The organism is Burkholderia sp. JP2-270, assembly GCF_003233675.1.
Classification (GTDB): Bacteria; Pseudomonadota; Gammaproteobacteria; order Burkholderiales; family Burkholderiaceae; genus Burkholderia; species Burkholderia pyrrocinia_C.
On the sequence record NZ_CP029824.1, the window covers coordinates 1,343,185 to 1,360,808 of the forward strand.

Genomic DNA, 17,624 nt, shown 5'->3' on the forward strand with positions numbered 1-17,624 from the left:
ATGTCGAACAGCAGACAGCACCAAGGCCACTTCGCGCGCAAGCGCTTCGGGCAGAACTTCCTCGTCGATCACGGCGTGATCGATTCGATCGTGTCGACGATCGGTCCCGCGCGCGGCCAGCGCATGGTCGAGATCGGCCCCGGGCTCGGCGCGCTGACCGGGCCGCTGATCGAGCGTCTCGCGACGCCCGAGGCGCCGCTGCACGCGGTCGAGCTCGATCGCGACCTGATCGGGCGCCTGCAGCAGCGCTTCGGCGCGCTGCTCGAACTGCACGCGGGCGACGCGCTCGCGTTCGACTTCGGTTCGCTCGCGGCGCCCGGCGGCAAGCCGTCGCTGCGGATCGTCGGCAACCTGCCGTACAACATTTCCAGCCCGCTGCTGTTTCACCTGATGACGTTCGCCGACGTGGTCATCGACCAGCATTTCATGCTGCAGAACGAAGTCGTCGAACGGATGGTCGCGGAGCCGGGCACGAAGGCGTTTTCGCGGCTGTCGGTGATGCTGCAGTACCGCTACGTGATGGAAAAGATGCTCGACGTGCCGCCGGAATCGTTCCAGCCGCCGCCGAAGGTCGATTCGGCGATCGTCCGGATGATTCCGTACGAGCCGCACGAACTGCCGGACGTCGATCCGGTGCTGCTCGGCGAAATCGTCACCGCCGCGTTCTCGCAGCGCCGCAAGATGCTGCGCAATACGCTCGGCGACTACCGCGAGACGATCGATTTCGATGCGCTCGGCTTCGATCTCGCGCGCCGTGCGGAGGACGTGAGCGTGGCCGAATACGTCGGCGTCGCGCAGACGCTCGCGGCGGTGCGCAAGGCCGGGTAACGCGCATGGCGCGGGCCGGACCACCGGATGTCGCGACGAGGCTGCCCCGCGGGGCAGCTTTTTTATTGCGCTCGTGCCTTTCTTCGCATGTGCGGCTGCCGCCTGCCGTCACGCCCGCTTGCGCGGCGGCGCGTTGACGAGCGCGATGCCGGTCAGCACGAGCGCGGCCGCGGACATGAAGCGCCAGCCGACCGATTCGCCGAGCAGCAGCACGCCGAACGCGACGCCGAACAGCGGCGACAGGAACGTGAATACGGACAGCCGCGACGCGCTGTAGCGCGTCAGCAGCCAGAACCACGACAGGTAGCTGACGAACGCGACGATCACCGACTGGTACGCGAGGCTTGCCACCGCGACCGGCGTCACATGCGCGAACGACATCTGGCCGAACAGCGCGGCGAGCGCGACCAGTACGACCGCCGACACCGCGAGCTGGTAGAACAGCGTCTTGCTCGCACTTGCGCGCGCGAGCGCCGTCGAACGCACGACGACCGTCGTCGCGGCCCACATCGCGCCGCCGAGAATGCCGAGCGCGTCGCCTGCCAGCCCCGCCAGCATGGATGCGCCGGGCGCGCGCGGCGTCAGGAAGCCGTCCGCGAAAGCGAGTGCGATGCCGGTGAACGCGAGGCCGACGCCGGCCCATTGCGCGCGCTGCAGCCGTTCGCCCGGCGCGAACAGGTGCAGACCGAGCGCGGTGAAGCAGGGTGCCGTGTACAGGAAGATCGCCATGTGCGATGCGCTTGTCAGCGTCAGCCCGAAGAACACGCAGACGAATTCGCCGGCGAACAGCGCACCGGCAGCGAGGCCGGCGCCGAACGTGCCGTCCGCGTGGAACAGCGGCGTGCCGCGCGCGCGGGCCCAACCCCACAGCAGCAGCGCGGCGATCACCGAGCGCAGTCCGGCCTGGAACATCGGCGCGATGGCGGCATTCGTGCTCTTGATCGCGACCTGCTGGAAGCCCCAGATCGCGCACAGCAACAGCATCAGGCCGACCGCGCGCATGTCGAGCGCGCGGCGCATGGGCGTGGCGGCAAGCGTGGTCATCGGCGGGCCTCGCTGATTCGATGCGGCAGCAGCAGCGAGATCGGGGGGGCGGCGCGTTCGGCGCGCTCGAATCGGCGGTTTCGCACGGCAGTGTGGCTGGTTGGGAGAGTGGTCGCGTTCGGGCGGCGGGCCGCATGCCCGATTTTGGTGCGAAGTGGCAGGATGTTACCCGATCGGCCGGCCTGAAGGGGGCGCGTCGAGTGTGCGGCCGGTTCTGCCGGCGTACCCCCGTGCTCGGGTATAGGATCGATGCCCTGTATCGGCCGCCCAGGCACGGCGTCCCCGACTGGGCGTCCCCGACTAGGCGTCCCCGACTGGGCGTCCCCGACGAGTTTCACCCGACTCTGGTAGAGTTTCCGGTTCTGGAAAGTCCCCACAGGAGTACATAACATGCGTTTGCTGCATACGATGCTGCGAGTCGGCGATCTCGACCGCTCGATCAAGTTCTACACCGAATTGCTCGGCATGAAGCTGCTGCGTCGCGAGGATTATCCGGAAGGCAAGTTCACGCTCGCATTCGTCGGCTACGAAGACGAAAGCACGGGCACCGTGATCGAGCTGACCCACAACTGGGACACGCCGTCCTACGATCTCGGCAACGGCTTCGGCCACCTGGCGGTAGCGGTGGAGGATGCCTACGCGGCGTGCGAGAAGATCAAGGCGCAAGGCGGCAAGGTCACGCGCGAAGCGGGGCCGATGAAGCACGGCACGACCGTGATCGCCTTCGTCGAGGATCCGGACGGCTACAAGATCGAGTTCATCCAGAAGAAGGCGCACTGAGCGCCGGATGAACAGGCCGCGGCGCGCGATGCGCGCGGCGGCGGTGCGAACGGGCGGTGCGGGGTGACCCGCATCGCCCGTTCGCGTTGATGGGGCAACGCTGCGCGTTACAGCGACGGCAGCAGCTCGGGCGGGTGATGCTTGAGCGTGTGCCGCGCTTCGCGGAACTCGGGGAAGATCGATTCGACGGTCTGCCAGAAGGCCGGGCTGTGGTTCATCTCGCGCAGGTGTGACAGTTCGTGCGCGACGACGTAGTCGACGATCGACATCGGGAAATGGATCAGCCGCCAGTTCAGGCGGATCTTGCCGTCGCTCGAGCAGCTGCCCCAGCGCGTCGCGGCCGACGACAGCGCGTACATCGAATACGTGACGCCGAGCTTTTCCGCGTAGACCGCGAGGCGTTCGCCGAAGATCCGCTTCGCCTCGCCCTGCAGCCAGCCCTGCACGCGGTCCTTGATCTGCTGCATGTCGGCCTGCGCGGGCAGCGGCAACGACAGCCGCAGCGCATCGGCGTCGAACCCGACGGCGCCCGCGCCGAGCGCGATCGTCACCGTCTTGCCGAGATACGGAAGCTGCGCGCCGTCGCGCCAGTCGATCTGCGGCAGCGCGCGCTGCTCGGTGCGCGTTTTCCACTCCGCGAGCTTCGCGAAGATCCAGCGTTGTTTCTCGGAGATCGCGGCTTCGATATCGGCGAGCGTGACCCAGCGCGGGGCGGTGATCGACAACCCGCTGCCGTCGATCGTGAAGCCGATCGTGCGGCGCGCCGAGCGCTTCAGGCGGTATTCGAGCACGCGGCTGTCGAGTGCGAACGTGCGCACGCGCGAGCGGTCGGGCGCCGGGCCCGGATCGAGCGGTGCGGCGGGCGCCGCCTCAGGCGGGGCCGGCGGCGTGGCGGGCGCCGACGGTGCGGCGGCCGGCCCGTCGAAGAGCGGCAGATCCATCTGGCGATGATCGAGAGCCACGACGGCTGGCCGTGGCCGCGGACGCTGTTTCATCAGTTCGCTTCTTTTTGACGTACGCAACGGCTGCAATCCGCGGGATTCAGACTCGCGCGGCATCGCGCGTGCCGGCATTGCCCGCCTGACGATACGCATCGGGATCGATACGGCGCATTTCCGCTTCGATCCATGCTTCGACCTGCGAGTTCAATGCGTCGGGAGTCAACCCGTCGACGGGAATCGGCTTGCCGATCGACACGGTAACGACGCCCGGGAATTTCATGAACGAGTTGCGCGGCCACACCCGTCCTGCATTGTGCGCGATCGGCACGACGGGCGTGCCGGTTTCGATCGCGAAGCGCGCGCCGCCCGTCTTGTACTTGCCCTGCTTGCCGACCGGCGTGCGCGTGCCCTCGGGGAACATGATCATCCATGCGCCTTCCGACAGCCGCTTCTTGCCCTGGCGGATCACCGAGTTGAACGCGTTCTTGCCTTCCTTGCGGTTGATGTTGACCATGTGCAGCAGCCCGAGCGCCCAGCCGAAGAACGGCACGTACAGCAGCTCGCGCTTGAACACGTAGCAGAGCGGCTTCGGCATCAGCGCCGGAAACGCGAGCGTCTCCCACGCGGACTGGTGCTTCGACAGCAGCACGGCCGGCCCGTCGGGCAGGTTGTCCATCCCTTCGATCCGGTAGCGGATGCCGTTCAGCCAGCGCACGACCCACAGCGTCGACTTGCACCAGCCGGCCGCCATCCAGTAGCGCGCATCGGGGCGCATGAACGGGAATGCGATGAAGCACGCGGTGGCGTACGGCACCGTATACAGGATGAAGTAGATCAGCAGCAGCAGGGAGCGGACGAAGCGCATCGGCGTGAGTCTGGTGTTGGGGAGGATGCGCGCGGCAGCCGCATCACTCGTGTTCGTGTGAAAGGAAATCGAGCGCAAACGCGCGCAGGTCGTCGTGGACCTTCGTGCCGGGCGGCAGATTGCCGGCAGCGAGCGTCTTCTTGCCCTTGCCGGTCAGCACGAGGTGCGGCTGGAAGCCGACCGCGATACCGGCCTGCAGGTCGCGCAGCGAATCGCCGACGGCCGGCGTGTGACCGGGATCGATCTCGAAGCGCTCGGCGATCATCTGCATCATGCCGGGCTTCGGCTTGCGGCAGTCGCAGTGATCCTCGGCCGTATGCGGGCAGAAGAACACCGCGTCGATGCGCGCGCCGACCGCGGCCGCCGCGCGATGCATCTTCAGGTGCATCTCGTTGAGCGCGGCCATGTCGAACAGCCCGCGACCGATGCCGGACTGGTTGGTCGCGACGACCACGCGGTAGCCCGCATGATTGAGCCGGGCGATCGCCTCGAGGCTGCCGGGCAGCGCGATCCATTCGTCGGGCGTCTTGATGAACGCATCCGAATCGACGTTGATCACGCCGTCCCGGTCGAGGACGACGAGCTTTCGGGTGGGGCTGGTCGGCATCGTGCGGCCCTTATGCGGCGAGCTTCGAGATGTCGGCGACGCAGTTCATCTGCTGGTGCAGCGCCGACAGCAGCGCGAGTCGGTTCGCTCGCAGCGCGGGATCTTCCGCGTTGACCATCACGTCGTTGAAGAACGTGTCGACCGGCGCGCGCAGCGCGGCGAGCGCCGACAGCGCGCCCGTGTATGCACGCGCCTCGAGCTGCGACTGCACGTGCGGCGTCACGGCCGCGAGCTGTTCGTGCAGCGCCTTCTCGGCGGCTTCGACGAGCAGCGCCGGCTGTACCGCGCCGTTCACGCCGCCTTCCGACTTCTTCAGGATGTTCGAGATCCGCTTGTTCGCGGCCGCGAGCGCTTCGGCTTCCACGAGAAGCGTGAATTCGCGCACCGCGTCGAGGCGTGCGACGAGATCGTCGACGCGTGTCGGGTTCAGGCTCAGTACCGCGTCCACTTCGCCGGCCGAATAGCCGCGCTCGCGCAGCAGGCCGCGCAGGCGATCCATGAAGAACGCGAAGATCGCATCGGTCGCTTCGGCGACGCCCGGCACGCCTTCGAAGCGCGCGTGGGCCGTGCGCAGCAGCGACACGAGATCGAGCGGCAACTGCTTCTCGAGCAGCAGGCGCAGCACGCCGAGCGCATGGCGGCGCAGCGCGAACGGATCCTTTTCGCCGGTCGGCGCGAGGCCGATGCCCCAGATGCCGACGATCGTCTCGAGCTTGTCGGCGAGCGCGACGGCGGTCGATACGGGCGTGGTCGGCAGCGCGTCGCCGGAGAAGCGCGGCTGGTAGTGCTCGGCGCACGCGAGCGCGACGTCGTCGGCTTCGCCGTCGTGGCGCGCGTAGTACGTGCCCATCGTGCCCTGCAGTTCCGGGAATTCGCCGACCATGTCGGTCAGCAGGTCGGCCTTCGCGAGGCGCGCGGCGCGCTTCGCGTGCACGGCGTCGGCGCCGATCGCGGGCGCGATCTCGCCGGCCAGCGCCTCGAGGCGCTCGACGCGCGCGAGCGCCGAACCGAGCTTGTTGTGATAGACGACGTTCGCGAGCAGCGGCACGCGGTCGGCGAGCGGCTTCTTCTTGTCCTGCTCGAAGAAGAACTTCGCATCGGCGAGGCGCGGGCGCACGACGCGCTCGTTGCCTTCGACGATCTCGTCCGGCGTCTTCGTCTCGATGTTCGACACGATCAGGAAGCGCGAGCGCAGCTTGCCGCCGATATCGGTCAGCGCGAAATACTTCTGGTTGGTCTGCATCGTGAGGATCAGGCATTCCTGCGGCACCTGCAGGAATTCGTCCTCGAAGCGGCACGGATAGACGACCGGCCATTCGACCAGCGACGTCACTTCGTCGAGCAGCGATTCGGGCATCACGACCGTGTCGCCGTTCGCGTGCTCGTTCAGTTGCGTGCGGATCGTTTCGCGGCGGTCGGCGAAGTGCGCGATCACGCGACCCTTGTCGCGCAGCGTGTCGGCATAGGCGCGCGCATGCTGGATCGCGACGAGGCCGTCGGACAGGAAGCGGTGGCCGAGCGTGGTGTCGCCGGCGTCGATGCCGAACGCGGTGACGGGCACGATGCGATCGTCGTGCAGCACCGTCAGGCGATGCACGGGGCGCACGAACTTCACGTCGGAGCCGTCCGGGCGCTGGTAGGTCATGAACTTCGGGATCGGCAGCTTCGCGAGCGTTTCGTCGAGCGCGGCCTGCAGGCCGTCGGCGAGCGTCGCGCCGGCCGCCGAATAGTTGATGAAGAACGCTTCGGCCTTGCCGTCCTGCGCGCGCTCGAGATCGGCGATCGACAGGTTCGGGTGGCCGAGCGCCGCGAGCTTCTTCGCGAGCGGGGCCGTCGGTTTGCCTTCGGCGTCGAGCGCGACCGACACGGGCAGGACCTTTTCGCGGACCTGTTTTTCAGGTGCGACGGCGCGCACGTTCTGCACGACGACGGCGAGGCGGCGCGGCGTGGCGTAGCGTTCGAACACGAGTTCGCCTTCGACGAGGTCGCGCGCCGCGAGGCGTTGCGCGAGACCTTCGGCGAATGCGTCGCCGAGGCGCGCGAGGGCCTTCGGCGGCAGCTCTTCGGTCAGCAGTTCGACGAGCAGGGAAGCGGGATGATTGTGCGTCATGTTTGGAAGAAATCTCGTCTCGTCAGTCTTGGTCGATCTTGCGTTCGACCTTGAGCGGCGGCGCCCATGCCGGCTGCGCGGCGTCCTGGGCGTCGGTGGTGAGGCCCGGCACGCCCGGCGGGTTGCCGAGCATCGGGAAGCCGAGCTTCTCGCGCGAGTCGTAATAAGCCTGCGCGACGAGACGCGACAGCGCGCGGATGCGGCCGATGTACGCCGCGCGCTCGGTCACCGAGATCGCGCCGCGCGCATCGAGCAGGTTGAACGTGTGGCCGGCCTTCAGCACGAGCTCGTACGCGGGCAGCGCGAGCTGCGCGTCGATCATCTTCTTCGCTTCCGCTTCGTAGCTGTTGAAGAACGTGAACAGCAGGTCGACGTTCGCGTGCTCGAAGTTGTAGGTCGACTGCTCGACCTCGTTCTGGTGGTAGACGTCGCCATACGACAGGCGGCGGAGCTCGGGGCCGTTCGGGCCGTGCTCTTCCCACTCGGTCCACACGAGGTCGTACACGTTCTCGACCTTCTGCAGGTACATCGCGAGGCGCTCGAGGCCGTACGTGATTTCGCCGAGCACGGGCTTGCATTCGAGGCCGCCGACCTCCTGGAAATACGTGAACTGCGTGACTTCCATCCCGTTCAGCCACACCTCCCAGCCGAGGCCCCATGCGCCGAGCGTCGGGTTTTCCCAGTCGTCCTCGACGAAGCGCACGTCGTTCTGCTTCAGGTCGAAGCCGAGCGCTTCGAGCGAGCCGAGGTACAGGTCGAGGATGTTCTCCGGCGCCGGCTTCAGCACGACCTGGTACTGGTAGTAGTGCTGCAGGCGGTTCGGGTTCTCGCCGTAGCGGCCGTCCTTCGGGCGGCGCGACGGCTGCACGTATGCGGCGCGCCACGGCTCCGGGCCGACCGCGCGCAGGAACGTGTGGACGTGCGACGTGCCCGCGCCGACTTCCATGTCGATGGGCTGGAGCAGGGCGCAACCCTGCTTGTCCCAGTAGGACTGCAGCGTCAGGATGATTTGCTGAAACGTAAGCATGAAGAGCCTTCGAGGCGCTGGCGCTCCGTTGCGGGCGGCGCTCCGGGCGGGGCCCGGAGGGTCGGCTCGCGCGGCGGCGCGGCTTGTTAGTGTGCTGAAACGCGTAATTTTACCGGATCGGCGACCGGATGCGGCCGGAACGCGGGCGAGGCCGCCGCCGGCCCGCTCCCTGCGGCCTGCGCAAGCGTGGCCCCGTGCGCTCCGCGCGGGCGCATACGGCCCGTCGCGGCGCGCGTGCCGCGCCGCTTCGCGCGGGCGTTAAGATGCGCGTATTGCGGTTCGCGCGACGCGTGCCGCGTCACCGCTTGCAGGCTCCGATCGCATGGACGACCCGACCGACATCCTCATTCCGCTGCTTCCGCCGTTTCTCGCGCTGCTCCGGCAGGCCGCCGATGCGCAGGCGCGCGGCGAGCGCGCCGCGCACGATCTATGGCTCGCCGCAGCCGCCCATCTGCATGCGGTCGACGCCGATGCGCTCGCGCAGCTCACATCGACGCTCGTTGCGCGGCAGCGCACGGCCGATGCGCTCGCGCTCGCCGAATGTGCGGCGCGCGTGCAGCCGGGCGCGGCCGCGCACTTCAGTCACGGCTATACGCTGCAGATGGCCGGCCGTCACGCGGACGCGGTCGCGCCGTACCGTGCGGCGCTGGCGGCCGATGCCGGCTGGCCGTCGCTGCGCAACAACCTCGCGATCGCGCTGCGGCTGTCGGGCGGCGACCGCGCGGAGGAGATCGCGCTGCTCGACGCGGCCGTGAACGCCGATCCGCGCGACGTGCAGGCGTGGATCAACCTCGTCGTCGCGCGGCTCGCCACGCACGACCTCGATGGCGCGCTCGCGTGCGCCGCGCGGCTCGCCGACCTCGCACCCGACAACGCGCTCGCGATGAACAACGTCGCGATGGCGATGAAGGAGGCGCAGCGCTGGGACGACGCCGAGCGTTATGCGGCGCGTGCGTGCGAGCTGGCGCCCGACGACGCGTCGTTCCGTTTCAACCTCGCGATCATCCAGCTCGTGCGCGGCAACCACGCGGCCGGCTGGCGCGGCCACGAGGCGCGCTGGGACGGCGCGGGCGAGCTGCGCGGCCGCCGGCCGGCGCTGCCGGGCCCGCGCTGGCAGGGCGAGCCGCTCGCGGGCAAGACGCTGCTCGTGTGGGGCGAGCAGGGGCTCGGCGACGTGCTGCAGTTCTGCCGCTTCGTCACGCCGCTCGCCGAGCGCGTGCATCGCGAGGGTGGCCGGCTCGCGTGGAATACGTTCCCGCAGGTGGGCACGCTGATGCAGCGCAGCCTGGGCGCGCAGGCGGACGCGTTCGGTGCGGGCGGCGGTGTCGACGCGCTGCCTGCATTCGATTACGAAGTGCCGCTGATCGGCTTGCCGCTGATGCTGGGCATGGAAGCGTCGACGCTGGCGTCGTCGGTGCCGTACCTGCGGGCCGATCCGGATGCGCGCGATGCATGGCGCGCGCGGCTCGCGGGCGACCGCCGGCTGAAGGTCGGGCTCGTGTGGACGGGCAGTGCGGGCCACCAGCGCAATCCGTTCCGGCGCGTCGGGCTCGAGCGCTATGCCGACGCGTTCCGCGGGATCGACGGCGTCGCGTTTTATTCGCTGCAGCCTGGCGCGGATGCGGATGTCGCGGCGGCGCGTGCAGCCGGCTTCGCGATCGAGGACTTCACGGCGGAACTGAAGAGCTTCGACGATACGGCCGCGTTCATCGGCGCGCTGGATCTCGTGATCACCGTGTGCACGTCGGTTGCGCACCTGTCTGGCGCGCTCGGTGCGCGCACCTGGGTGCTGCTCGACGTGAATCCGCACTGGCCGTGGCTGCTCGAACGCAAGGACAGCCCGTGGTATCCGACCGCGATGCTGTATCGGCAGCGGACCTTCGGCGCGTGGGAGCCGGTGATGGCGGAAGTGAGCCGCGATCTGCGGAGCCTGGCCGTGCAGCCGGCTCGGTCGGACCGATCGGCCCGGCAGGCCTGAGCGGCCGACCGCGTTGCGGTTGCGGGCCGCGTCGCGCGGCGGCGGCCTCCGCGCAGCGCGACGCGGCCGCCTGTTGCGTCATGCGTGCCGGTCGTCGTCGTGTTTCGGGCCGTTGCGCCGGCGCAGCCCCGGCCCGAACGTGAAGCCGAACGCGAGCAGCACGAACGACACCGCGAGCACGATGTTGTTGCCGCTTGTCACATACGGCGTGAAGCCGCTCGTGCCTTCGATCCGCACGTCGAGCGAGCCGATCGTGAACGGCTTCAACTGGCCGAGCACGCGGCCGTGCGCGTCGATCGCGGCCGTCATCCCGGTGTTGGTCGAGCGCAGCATCGGCCGGCCCGTTTCGAGCGAGCGCATCCGCGCGATCTGCAGGTGCTGGTCGAGCGCGATCGTGTCGCCGAACCATGCGAGGTTCGTCACGTTGACGAGCACGCCCGGCGGCTGCGGATTGTCGCGGATCGTCGCGGCGATTTCCTCGCCGAACAGATCCTCGTAGCAGATGTCGGCCATCACGGGCTGGTTGTGCACGAGGAACGGTTTCTGCACCGGCGCGCCGCGCGCGAAATCGCCGAGCGGCATCTTCATCAGGTCGACGAACCACCGGAAGCCCCACGGGATGAATTCGCCGAAGGGCACGAGGTGGTGCTTGTCGTAGTGATAGATGTCGCGCGAGTTCGGCGTCACGCCGTACAGGCTGTTCGTATAGTCGACGTAGCGGCCGTCCTCGGTCACCGACGCGCCGACCGCACCGAACAGCACGGCCGAACCCGTCGTGTCGCTGAACTTGCGGATCGCGACGGCGAACGGCTCGGGCAGCTCCTGGATCATCACCGCGATCGCGGTCTCGGGCGTGACGATCAGGTCGGCCGGCTTCTCGACGATCATCTGCTGGTACATCTTGATCGCCGCGTCGATGCCTTCCTGCTCGAACTTGATGTCCTGCTTCACGTTGCCCTGCAGCAGCCGCACGGTGAGCGGCGCGTTCGCGGGCACGGTCCACGTGACCTGCGACAGCCCGAGGCCGGCCGCGACGAGCGCGACGGCGACGCCGGCAGGCGCGGCGATGCGCACGCGCGCGTTGCCGGCGGTGCTGCCTTCACGCGCGGGCGACGGGCGCGCGGCGGCGAGCGCCTGCACGACCAGCGCGGCGAACAGCGCGAGCACCCACGCGATCCCGTACACGCCGACGACCGGCGCGAAGCCCGCGAACGGGCCGTCGACCTGCGGGTAGCCGCTCGCGAGCCACGGGAAGCCGGTGAACAGCGTGCCGCGCAGCCATTCGCCGAAGGCCCATGCGCTCGCGAACGCGAATGCGCCGTGCCAGGTCGGCGAGAACGGCCGCGGGTCGGGCGCGCGGCGATGCCACGCATGGCCCGCGCAGAACGACCACAGCCCGGCCGAGAACGCCGGGTACAGCGACAGGTACAGCGAGAACAGCACGAGCGCACCGCCCGCGAGCGGCGCGGCCATCTCGCCGTACACGTGCATGCTGATATAGAGCCACCAGACGCCGCTGATGAAGTTGCCGAAGCCGAACGCGCCGCCCGTGAGCGCGGCGCCGCGCCAGCTCGACGTGCGCGTCAGTTGCGCGAAAAACCAGACGAATACGGCGAGCTGCAGCCAGCCGCCGTGCGGCGTCGGGGCGAAGCTGAGCGTATTGGCCGCGCCGGCGAGCAGCGCGGCCGGGTAGTGCCAGCGCGGCAGCGCACGGCCGGGTGCCGGCGCGAGAAGGCCGCCAGCCGGGCGGGACGGGATCGGATCGTCCATGTGAAGCGGAAGTGGGCGAGCGGTTGAAGGAGACGCGGCTGGCGCGGGACGGTCAGTCCTCGTGCGAGGTTTCGGCGCGACGGCTGGCGAGCGGGTTGCGGCGTACCAGCAGCACATGAACCTGGCGCGCATCGCCGCGCTGGATCTCGAATACGAGGTTGCCGAGCTGCAGCTTCTCGCCGCGGTGCGGCACGCGTCCGAAATGATGGGTGATCAGGCCGCCGATCGTATCGACTTCGTCGTCGGGGAAATCTGTGCCGAACGCCTCGTTGAACTGTTCGATCTCGGTAAGCGCGCGCACGCGGTAGCGGCCGTCCGGCCCCGCGATGATGTTGCCGGCTTCCTCGTCGAAGTCGTATTCGTCCTCGATGTCGCCGACGATCTGCTCGAGCACGTCCTCGATCGTGATCAGGCCCGCGACGCCGCCGTATTCGTCGACGACGATCGCGAGGTGGTTGCGGTTCACGCGGAAGTCGTGCAGCAGCACGTTCAGGCGCTTCGATTCGGGAATGAACACGGCCGGGCGCAGCATCCCGCGCACGTCGAACTCTTCTTCGGCGTAGAAGCGCAGCAGATCCTTCGCGAGCAGCACGCCGATCACGTTGTCGCGGTTCTCCTCGAACACGGGGTAGCGCGAATGCGCCTTTTCGAGGACGAACGGGATGAAATCCTCGGGTTTGTCGGCGATGTTGATCGCGTCCATCTGCGCACGCGGCACCATGATGTCGCGCGCGCACAGGTCGGATACCTGGAACACGCCTTCGATCATCGACAGCGAATCGGCGTCGATCAGGTTGCGTTCGTGGGCGTCCTGGAGAATTTCCAGCAGCTCGCCGCGGGATTCGGGCTCGGGCGAGATGAAGTCGGTCAGGCGCTCGAGGAGCGAGCGCTTTTCTTGCGGTTTGTCGGTTGGCTTACGACTGGGATACGAATCGTTCATGGTGGTGCGCCCGGGTCGTGCCGGGGCGCGCTGTCACGGAGTAGGCAAGGATACACCAAGGGCACGACGCGACCGTGTCACCCCGGCCGACCGGCCAGGGTGCGCAGCCCGCGCGAGCCTGCTCGCGGACGGCCGCGCCGGGCGCGGCATCGTCCTCGTGTCCATCCTATCCCAGAAAAGGGCGGCGGCGCAGCCGCGGCAAAAATCGGGTGTGGGCAGGGCGGGGGCGGCGCGTAAAGGCGACCGGCCGGCCGGTCGGTACCGGGGGCGGCATTCTGCCGCATGCGATCGCGCCCGGCGCGCGGCTCAGAACCGCATGCCGGTCGAGCAGCCGCCGGCGGCCGCGCCGTTGGTCGCGGCGCCGCCGCAGCCGAGTATTCCGCAGCCGGACAGCGCGACGCTTGCGGCGACGATCAGCGCGGCGACCTTGCAGCGCGACCAGTGTGACGGTTTCATCGGCAGGAGCCTCGTTCGAATGCGCAGGGAGCGCGGTTTCGCGCAGCGGCAAGCCGGGCGTCGCGTTGCGTCACCGGCATCGCGCGAGCAGCCCTTCCAGCGCGCGATCGGGGATGCCGCTCGCGCGCAGCGCGTCGACCGTGCGGCTCACGTAGTCGAGCGTCGTGCCGTAGCGGCCGGCCGCGCAGCCGAACACTTCCTTCACGACGGAGTCGGACAGCTTGCCCGTATAGGTCGGCGCGTCGCGGCGCATCACGAACGCGAGCGCGTTCACGCGTTCGCCGTTCTCGAGCGAGCACGGCAGCCACGCGGGCCGGTACGAACCCATCGGCATCTCGCGCTTCCACAGCGTCTCGAGGTGCGGCTGCGCGGTCGGGCCCGAGAGCCGGAACGCGATGCCCGAGCACGAGCCGCCGCGATCGAGCGCGAGCACGAGGCCCGGACGTTCGGGTGTGCCGCGGTTCACGCGTGACCACAGATAGAGCCCGCGATGATAGCCGTGCACCTTGCCGCGCACGGCGGCGACGGTCGGCAGCCCCGGGTTCCAGATCAGCGAGCCATAGCCGAACAGCCAGAGGTCCTGCCGGCCGTCCCAGTCGCGCATCGTGTGCGCGAGCGACGCCGCGAGCTCGTCTTCCGTCAGCAGCCGCCCGTCGCCGATCGACGGCGGGTAGGCGGGCGGGAGCATCGCGGCGTTGCGCATCGTGCGGCTGGCTTACTGGTACGGGTTCGGGAAGCCCAGCTTCGCGAGGATGTCGACTTCGAGCGCTTCCATTTCGGCTGCGTCCTCGTCGCTCGTCTCGTGGTCGTAGCCCTGCGCGTGCAGCGCGCCGTGCACCAGCAGGTGCGCGTAATGGGCCGTGAGCGGCTTGGCCTGGTCGTGCGCTTCCTGCTCGACGACCGGGCAGCACAGCACGAGGTCGCCGATCACGGTGCCGTCGGGCGCCGCGTCGTACGCGAAGGTCAGCACGTTGGTCGGGTAGTCCTTGTGGCGGTAGCCGGCGTTCAGCGTGCGGCCTTCGTTTTCGCCGACGAAGCGCACGGTGAGCTGCGCGTTGGCGAACAGCGCCGGCTCGATCCATTCGGCGATCAGCTTGCGCTTGGGCAGCGTCTTGCGCACGGCGCTCGTGATTTCGTCGCCGTATTGCACGGACAGGTCGAGTTCCGGCTCGCGCAGTGCGTCTTCGATTTCGTCTTCGCGCGGCGCGGGCTCGGCGCCCACGTGCAGCGTCACGCTGTCGTAGTGCTCGGGCTGCAGCGCCAGCTTGGCGCGCATCGCCGGATCGTTGTGCTGCGCGACGATCGCGACGGCTGCCTCCCCCGAGCTGCCCGACAGGTCGAACATCAGGCTGCGGCCGTCCGGAAAGTCGATTCGCAGCCCCTGCGCGTTGACGGTCCGGGCCTTGCCCTTCGCATCGAACAGCGAAAGACGGGGGGATTCGGGCGCGGCGGACTGGGCGCGCCCGGACTTGCGGGAACGGGAGGATTTCATGACGCGTGCGGCGATTGGAACGCGTTGAGGATACACCAAACGGCCGATCGCGCCCGAATTCGCGCGGGCGAAAAAAAAGCCCGGCGCGCCGTCTGGCGGGCCGGGCCGGCAGGCCGGGGCAGCGCGCGGGCGCTGCCGGCCGGTCAGCCGTCCTGGTGCTGCGCGTGGAACTCGTCGTACGCCTCGACGATGCGCGCGACGAGCGGATGGCGCACGACGTCCGCGCTCGTGAAACGCGTGAGCGCGATGCCGCGCACGCCGCTCAGCACCTGCTGCGCCTCGACGAGGCCGCTCTTGTGGCCGCGCGGCAGGTCGACCTGGCTCGTGTCGCCGGTCACGACCGCCTTCGAGCCGAAGCCGATCCGCGTGAGGAACATCTTCATCTGCTCGGGCGTGGTGTTCTGCGCCTCGTCGAGGATGATGAACGCGTGGTTCAGCGTGCGGCCGCGCATGTACGCGAGCGGTGCGATCTCGATCATCTGGCGCTCGAACATCTTCGCGGTCTTGTCGAAGCCGAGCAGGTCATACAGCGCGTCGTACAGCGGACGCAGGTACGGGTCGACCTTCTGCGCGAGATCGCCCGGCAGGAAGCCGAGCCGCTCGCCGGCCTCGACGGCCGGGCGCGTCAGCACGATCCGCTTGACCTGGTCGCGCTCGAGCGCGTCGACCGCGCACGCGACCGCGAGGTAGGTCTTGCCGGTGCCGGCCGGCCCGATGCCGAGCGTGACGTCGTGCGACAGGATCTGCTTCAGGTATTCGCGCTGCGCGGGCGTGCGGCCGCGCAGGTCGGCGCGCCGCGTGTAGAGCTTCGGTCCCTGCTCTTCGAGCGCCTCGTCGTCGAGCTGCACGACAGGCTCGTCGAACGGATGGTCGGGGTCGCCGCGAAAGCGCACGTCGAGCGTGTTCTCGCGGCCGTTGCCGGCGGTATGGCGCACTTCGACCAGCGCGAGCTGGATGTCGTCGACCGACAGCGGATCGCGCGCTCGGTTGTAGAAGTTATCGAGCGCCGCGAGCGCGAGCTTGGCGCCGCGCCCGCGGATCGTGATCCGGTGGCCGCGCCGCGCGAGCGTCACGTCGAGCGCCTGTTCGATCTGCCGCAGGTTTTCGTCGAGCGGGCCGCAGAGATTGGCGAGGCGCGCGTTGTCGTCGCGCGGCGCGATGAATTCCAGGGGGTGGGCGGGCTTCAAAGTGGCGTCGGGCTCCGGTGGATGCGTCGGTCAGTGGGTGGACGCGCTCGCGTCGTCGCTGACGAGCACGAGCTCGCCGCGCAGCGAGTGCGGGTACGCATGGTTGATCTTCACGTCGATCATCTGGCCGATCAGGCGCGGGTGCGACGCGAGCGGCGCCGGGAAATTCACGACCCGGTTGTTCTCGGTACGGCCCGCGAGTTCGTTCGGGTCCTTGCGCGACGGGCCTTCGACGAGGATCCGCTCGACCTTCCCGACCATCGACTGGCTGATGCGCGCGACGTTCTCCTCGATGGTCGCCTGCAGATGTTGCAGGCGTTTGAGCTTCACTTCGCGCGGCGTGTCGTCGTGCAGGTTCGCGGCCGGCGTGCCGGGGCGCGGGCTGTAGATGAACGAGAAGCTCGTGTCGTAGCTCATGTCGTGCACGAGCGCCATCATCTTGTCGAAATCCTCCTCGGTCTCGCCGGGGAAGCCGACGATCATGTCGGTCGACAGTGACAGGTCGGGGCGGATCGCGCGCAGCTTGCGGATCACCGACTTGTATTCGAGCACCGTGTAGCCGCGCTTCATCGCCATCAGGATGCGGTCGGAACCGTGCTGCACGGGCAGGTGCAGGTGGCTCACGAGCTTCGGCACCTTCGCGTAGGTGTCGATCAGCCGCTGCGTGAATTCCTTCGGGTGCGACGTCGTGTAGCGGATCCGCTCGATGCCGGGGATGTCGGCGACGTATTCGATCAGCGTCGCGAAATCGGCGATCTCGGATGCGCCGGCCGTCAGCGCGCCGCGATACGCGTTCACGTTCTGGCCGAGCAGCGTGACTTCGCGCACGCCCTGGTCGGCGAGGCCGGCCACTTCGGTCAGCACGTCGTCGAGCGGGCGCGACACTTCGTCGCCGCGCGTGTACGGCACCACGCAGTAGCTGCAGTACTTCGAGCAGCCTTCCATGATCGACACGAACGCGCTCGGCCCCTCGACGCGCGCGGGCGGCAGGTGGTCGAACTTCTCGATCTCGGGGAACGTGATGTCGACCTGCGCGCGGCCGCTCGCGCGGCGCGCGTCGATCATCTGCGGCAGGCGGTGCAGCGTCTGCGGGCCGAACACGAGGTCGACGTACGGCGCACGCGACACGATCGACGCGCCTTCCTGGCTCGCGACGCAGCCGCCGACGCCGATCAGCAGGCCGGGCTTCGCTTCCTTCAGCTCGCGCACGCGGCCGAGATCGGAGAACACCTTCTCCTGCGCCTTTTCACGCACCGAGCACGTGTTGAACAGGATGACGTCCGCGTCTTCGGGGTTGTCGGTCTTTTCGAGGCCTTCGGCCGCATTGAGCACGTCCACCATCTTGTCCGAGTCGTACTCGTTCATCTGGCAGCCGAAGGTCTTTACGTAAACTTTCTTGGTCATGGGGATTCGCCGTTCGCAGTGGTTGACCTGGGGGCGTCGTCAAGAGTGAATCGGGACGGCCGTGCGCTGCACGCAGGTTGCGCGCGTCAAGCATGAAAGGCCGTCGGGAAAGCTTTCCATTATAGCTTTTCGCGCTGCGCCGGACGGCCGGCGGGTTGCGGCCGCGCGACGTCGGTCGTCAGGTTTGGACCCTTT

Annotated in this window: 16 protein-coding genes; 3 read left to right on the plus strand and 13 right to left on the minus strand. The window is 68.6% G+C overall.

The genetic code is table 11. From position 1 onward, the window contains the following. Positions 1-828: a 16S rRNA (adenine(1518)-N(6)/adenine(1519)-N(6))-dimethyltransferase RsmA gene (gene rsmA, locus DM992_RS06440; protein WP_111016149.1), complete on the plus strand. Its 828-nt coding sequence runs from the start codon at positions 1-3 to the stop codon at positions 826-828. A 108-nt stretch (positions 829-936) separates the two neighbouring features. Here the strand turns inward: rsmA and DM992_RS06445 are convergent, their stop codons facing one another. Then, positions 937-1,872 carry a DMT family transporter gene (locus DM992_RS06445; protein ID WP_111016150.1) on the minus strand — a complete coding sequence of 312 codons (936 nt, stop codon included), beginning with the start codon at positions 1,870-1,872 and terminating at the stop codon, positions 937-939. Between the two features lie 390 nt (positions 1,873-2,262). Between DM992_RS06445 and gloA the strand changes: the two genes are divergently transcribed. Then, complete coding sequence (gloA, locus tag DM992_RS06450) at positions 2,263-2,652, plus strand: lactoylglutathione lyase (RefSeq protein WP_031401084.1); 390 nt, start codon at positions 2,263-2,265, stop codon at positions 2,650-2,652. 107 nt (positions 2,653-2,759) lie between these two features. Here the strand turns inward: gloA and DM992_RS06455 are convergent, their stop codons facing one another. The 5 genes from DM992_RS06455 to glyQ are packed head-to-tail and all read right to left on the minus strand — an operon-like array spanning position 2,760 to position 8,202. Next, on the minus strand, positions 2,760-3,647 hold the full coding sequence (locus tag DM992_RS06455) for a SprT family zinc-dependent metalloprotease (protein WP_034179426.1): 888 nt from the start codon (positions 3,645-3,647) through the stop codon (positions 2,760-2,762). 46 nt (positions 3,648-3,693) lie between these two features. Next, a complete protein-coding gene (locus tag DM992_RS06460; protein ID WP_111016151.1) occupies positions 3,694-4,458 on the minus strand; it encodes a lysophospholipid acyltransferase family protein in 765 nt (254 codons plus the stop codon). Positions 4,459-4,501: 43 nt separating this feature from the next. Continuing rightward, the gene (gene gmhB / locus DM992_RS06465; RefSeq protein ID WP_111016152.1) at positions 4,502-5,065 is read right to left on the minus strand and encodes a D-glycero-beta-D-manno-heptose 1,7-bisphosphate 7-phosphatase; all 564 of its coding nucleotides are present in this window, start codon (positions 5,063-5,065) and stop codon (positions 4,502-4,504) included. A 10-nt stretch (positions 5,066-5,075) separates the two neighbouring features. Then, positions 5,076-7,175: a glycine--tRNA ligase subunit beta gene (glyS, locus tag DM992_RS06470; RefSeq protein WP_111016153.1), complete on the minus strand. Its 2,100-nt coding sequence runs from the start codon at positions 7,173-7,175 to the stop codon at positions 5,076-5,078. Positions 7,176-7,197: 22 nt separating this feature from the next. Next, positions 7,198-8,202 carry a glycine--tRNA ligase subunit alpha gene (glyQ, locus tag DM992_RS06475; protein ID WP_111016154.1) on the minus strand — a complete coding sequence of 335 codons (1,005 nt, stop codon included), beginning with the start codon at positions 8,200-8,202 and terminating at the stop codon, positions 7,198-7,200. 322 nt (positions 8,203-8,524) lie between these two features. Between glyQ and DM992_RS06480 the strand changes: the two genes are divergently transcribed. Continuing rightward, positions 8,525-10,180, plus strand: coding sequence for a hypothetical protein (locus DM992_RS06480; protein WP_111016155.1), 1,656 nt, complete (start codon positions 8,525-8,527; stop codon positions 10,178-10,180). 78 nt (positions 10,181-10,258) lie between these two features. Here DM992_RS06480 and lnt read toward each other — a convergent pair whose 3' ends face one another. From lnt to miaB, 7 genes are all read right to left on the minus strand, one after another. Next, positions 10,259-11,950: an apolipoprotein N-acyltransferase gene (gene lnt / locus DM992_RS06485; protein ID WP_111016156.1), complete on the minus strand. Its 1,692-nt coding sequence runs from the start codon at positions 11,948-11,950 to the stop codon at positions 10,259-10,261. Between the two features lie 52 nt (positions 11,951-12,002). Further along, positions 12,003-12,890, minus strand: a complete 888-nt coding sequence (locus DM992_RS06490) for a transporter associated domain-containing protein (RefSeq protein ID WP_034178974.1) — start codon at positions 12,888-12,890, stop codon at positions 12,003-12,005. A gap of 306 nt (positions 12,891-13,196) precedes the next feature. Then, positions 13,197-13,346 (minus strand): hypothetical protein, encoded by a 150-nt coding sequence (locus tag DM992_RS42240; RefSeq protein ID WP_175962013.1) that lies wholly within the window; start codon positions 13,344-13,346, stop codon positions 13,197-13,199. 70 nt (positions 13,347-13,416) lie between these two features. After that, positions 13,417-14,049, minus strand: coding sequence for a gamma-glutamylcyclotransferase (locus tag DM992_RS06495; RefSeq protein WP_034178973.1), 633 nt, complete (start codon positions 14,047-14,049; stop codon positions 13,417-13,419). Positions 14,050-14,061: 12 nt separating this feature from the next. Continuing rightward, positions 14,062-14,838 (minus strand): rRNA maturation RNase YbeY, encoded by a 777-nt coding sequence (gene ybeY, locus DM992_RS06500; protein ID WP_111016157.1) that lies wholly within the window; start codon positions 14,836-14,838, stop codon positions 14,062-14,064. A gap of 143 nt (positions 14,839-14,981) precedes the next feature. Further along, a complete protein-coding gene (locus DM992_RS06505; protein ID WP_034178971.1) occupies positions 14,982-16,025 on the minus strand; it encodes a PhoH family protein in 1,044 nt (347 codons plus the stop codon). 30 nt (positions 16,026-16,055) lie between these two features. Further along, positions 16,056-17,429 carry a tRNA (N6-isopentenyl adenosine(37)-C2)-methylthiotransferase MiaB gene (gene miaB / locus DM992_RS06510; RefSeq protein WP_111016158.1) on the minus strand — a complete coding sequence of 458 codons (1,374 nt, stop codon included), beginning with the start codon at positions 17,427-17,429 and terminating at the stop codon, positions 16,056-16,058. Positions 17,430-17,624: the final 195 nt, after the last annotated feature.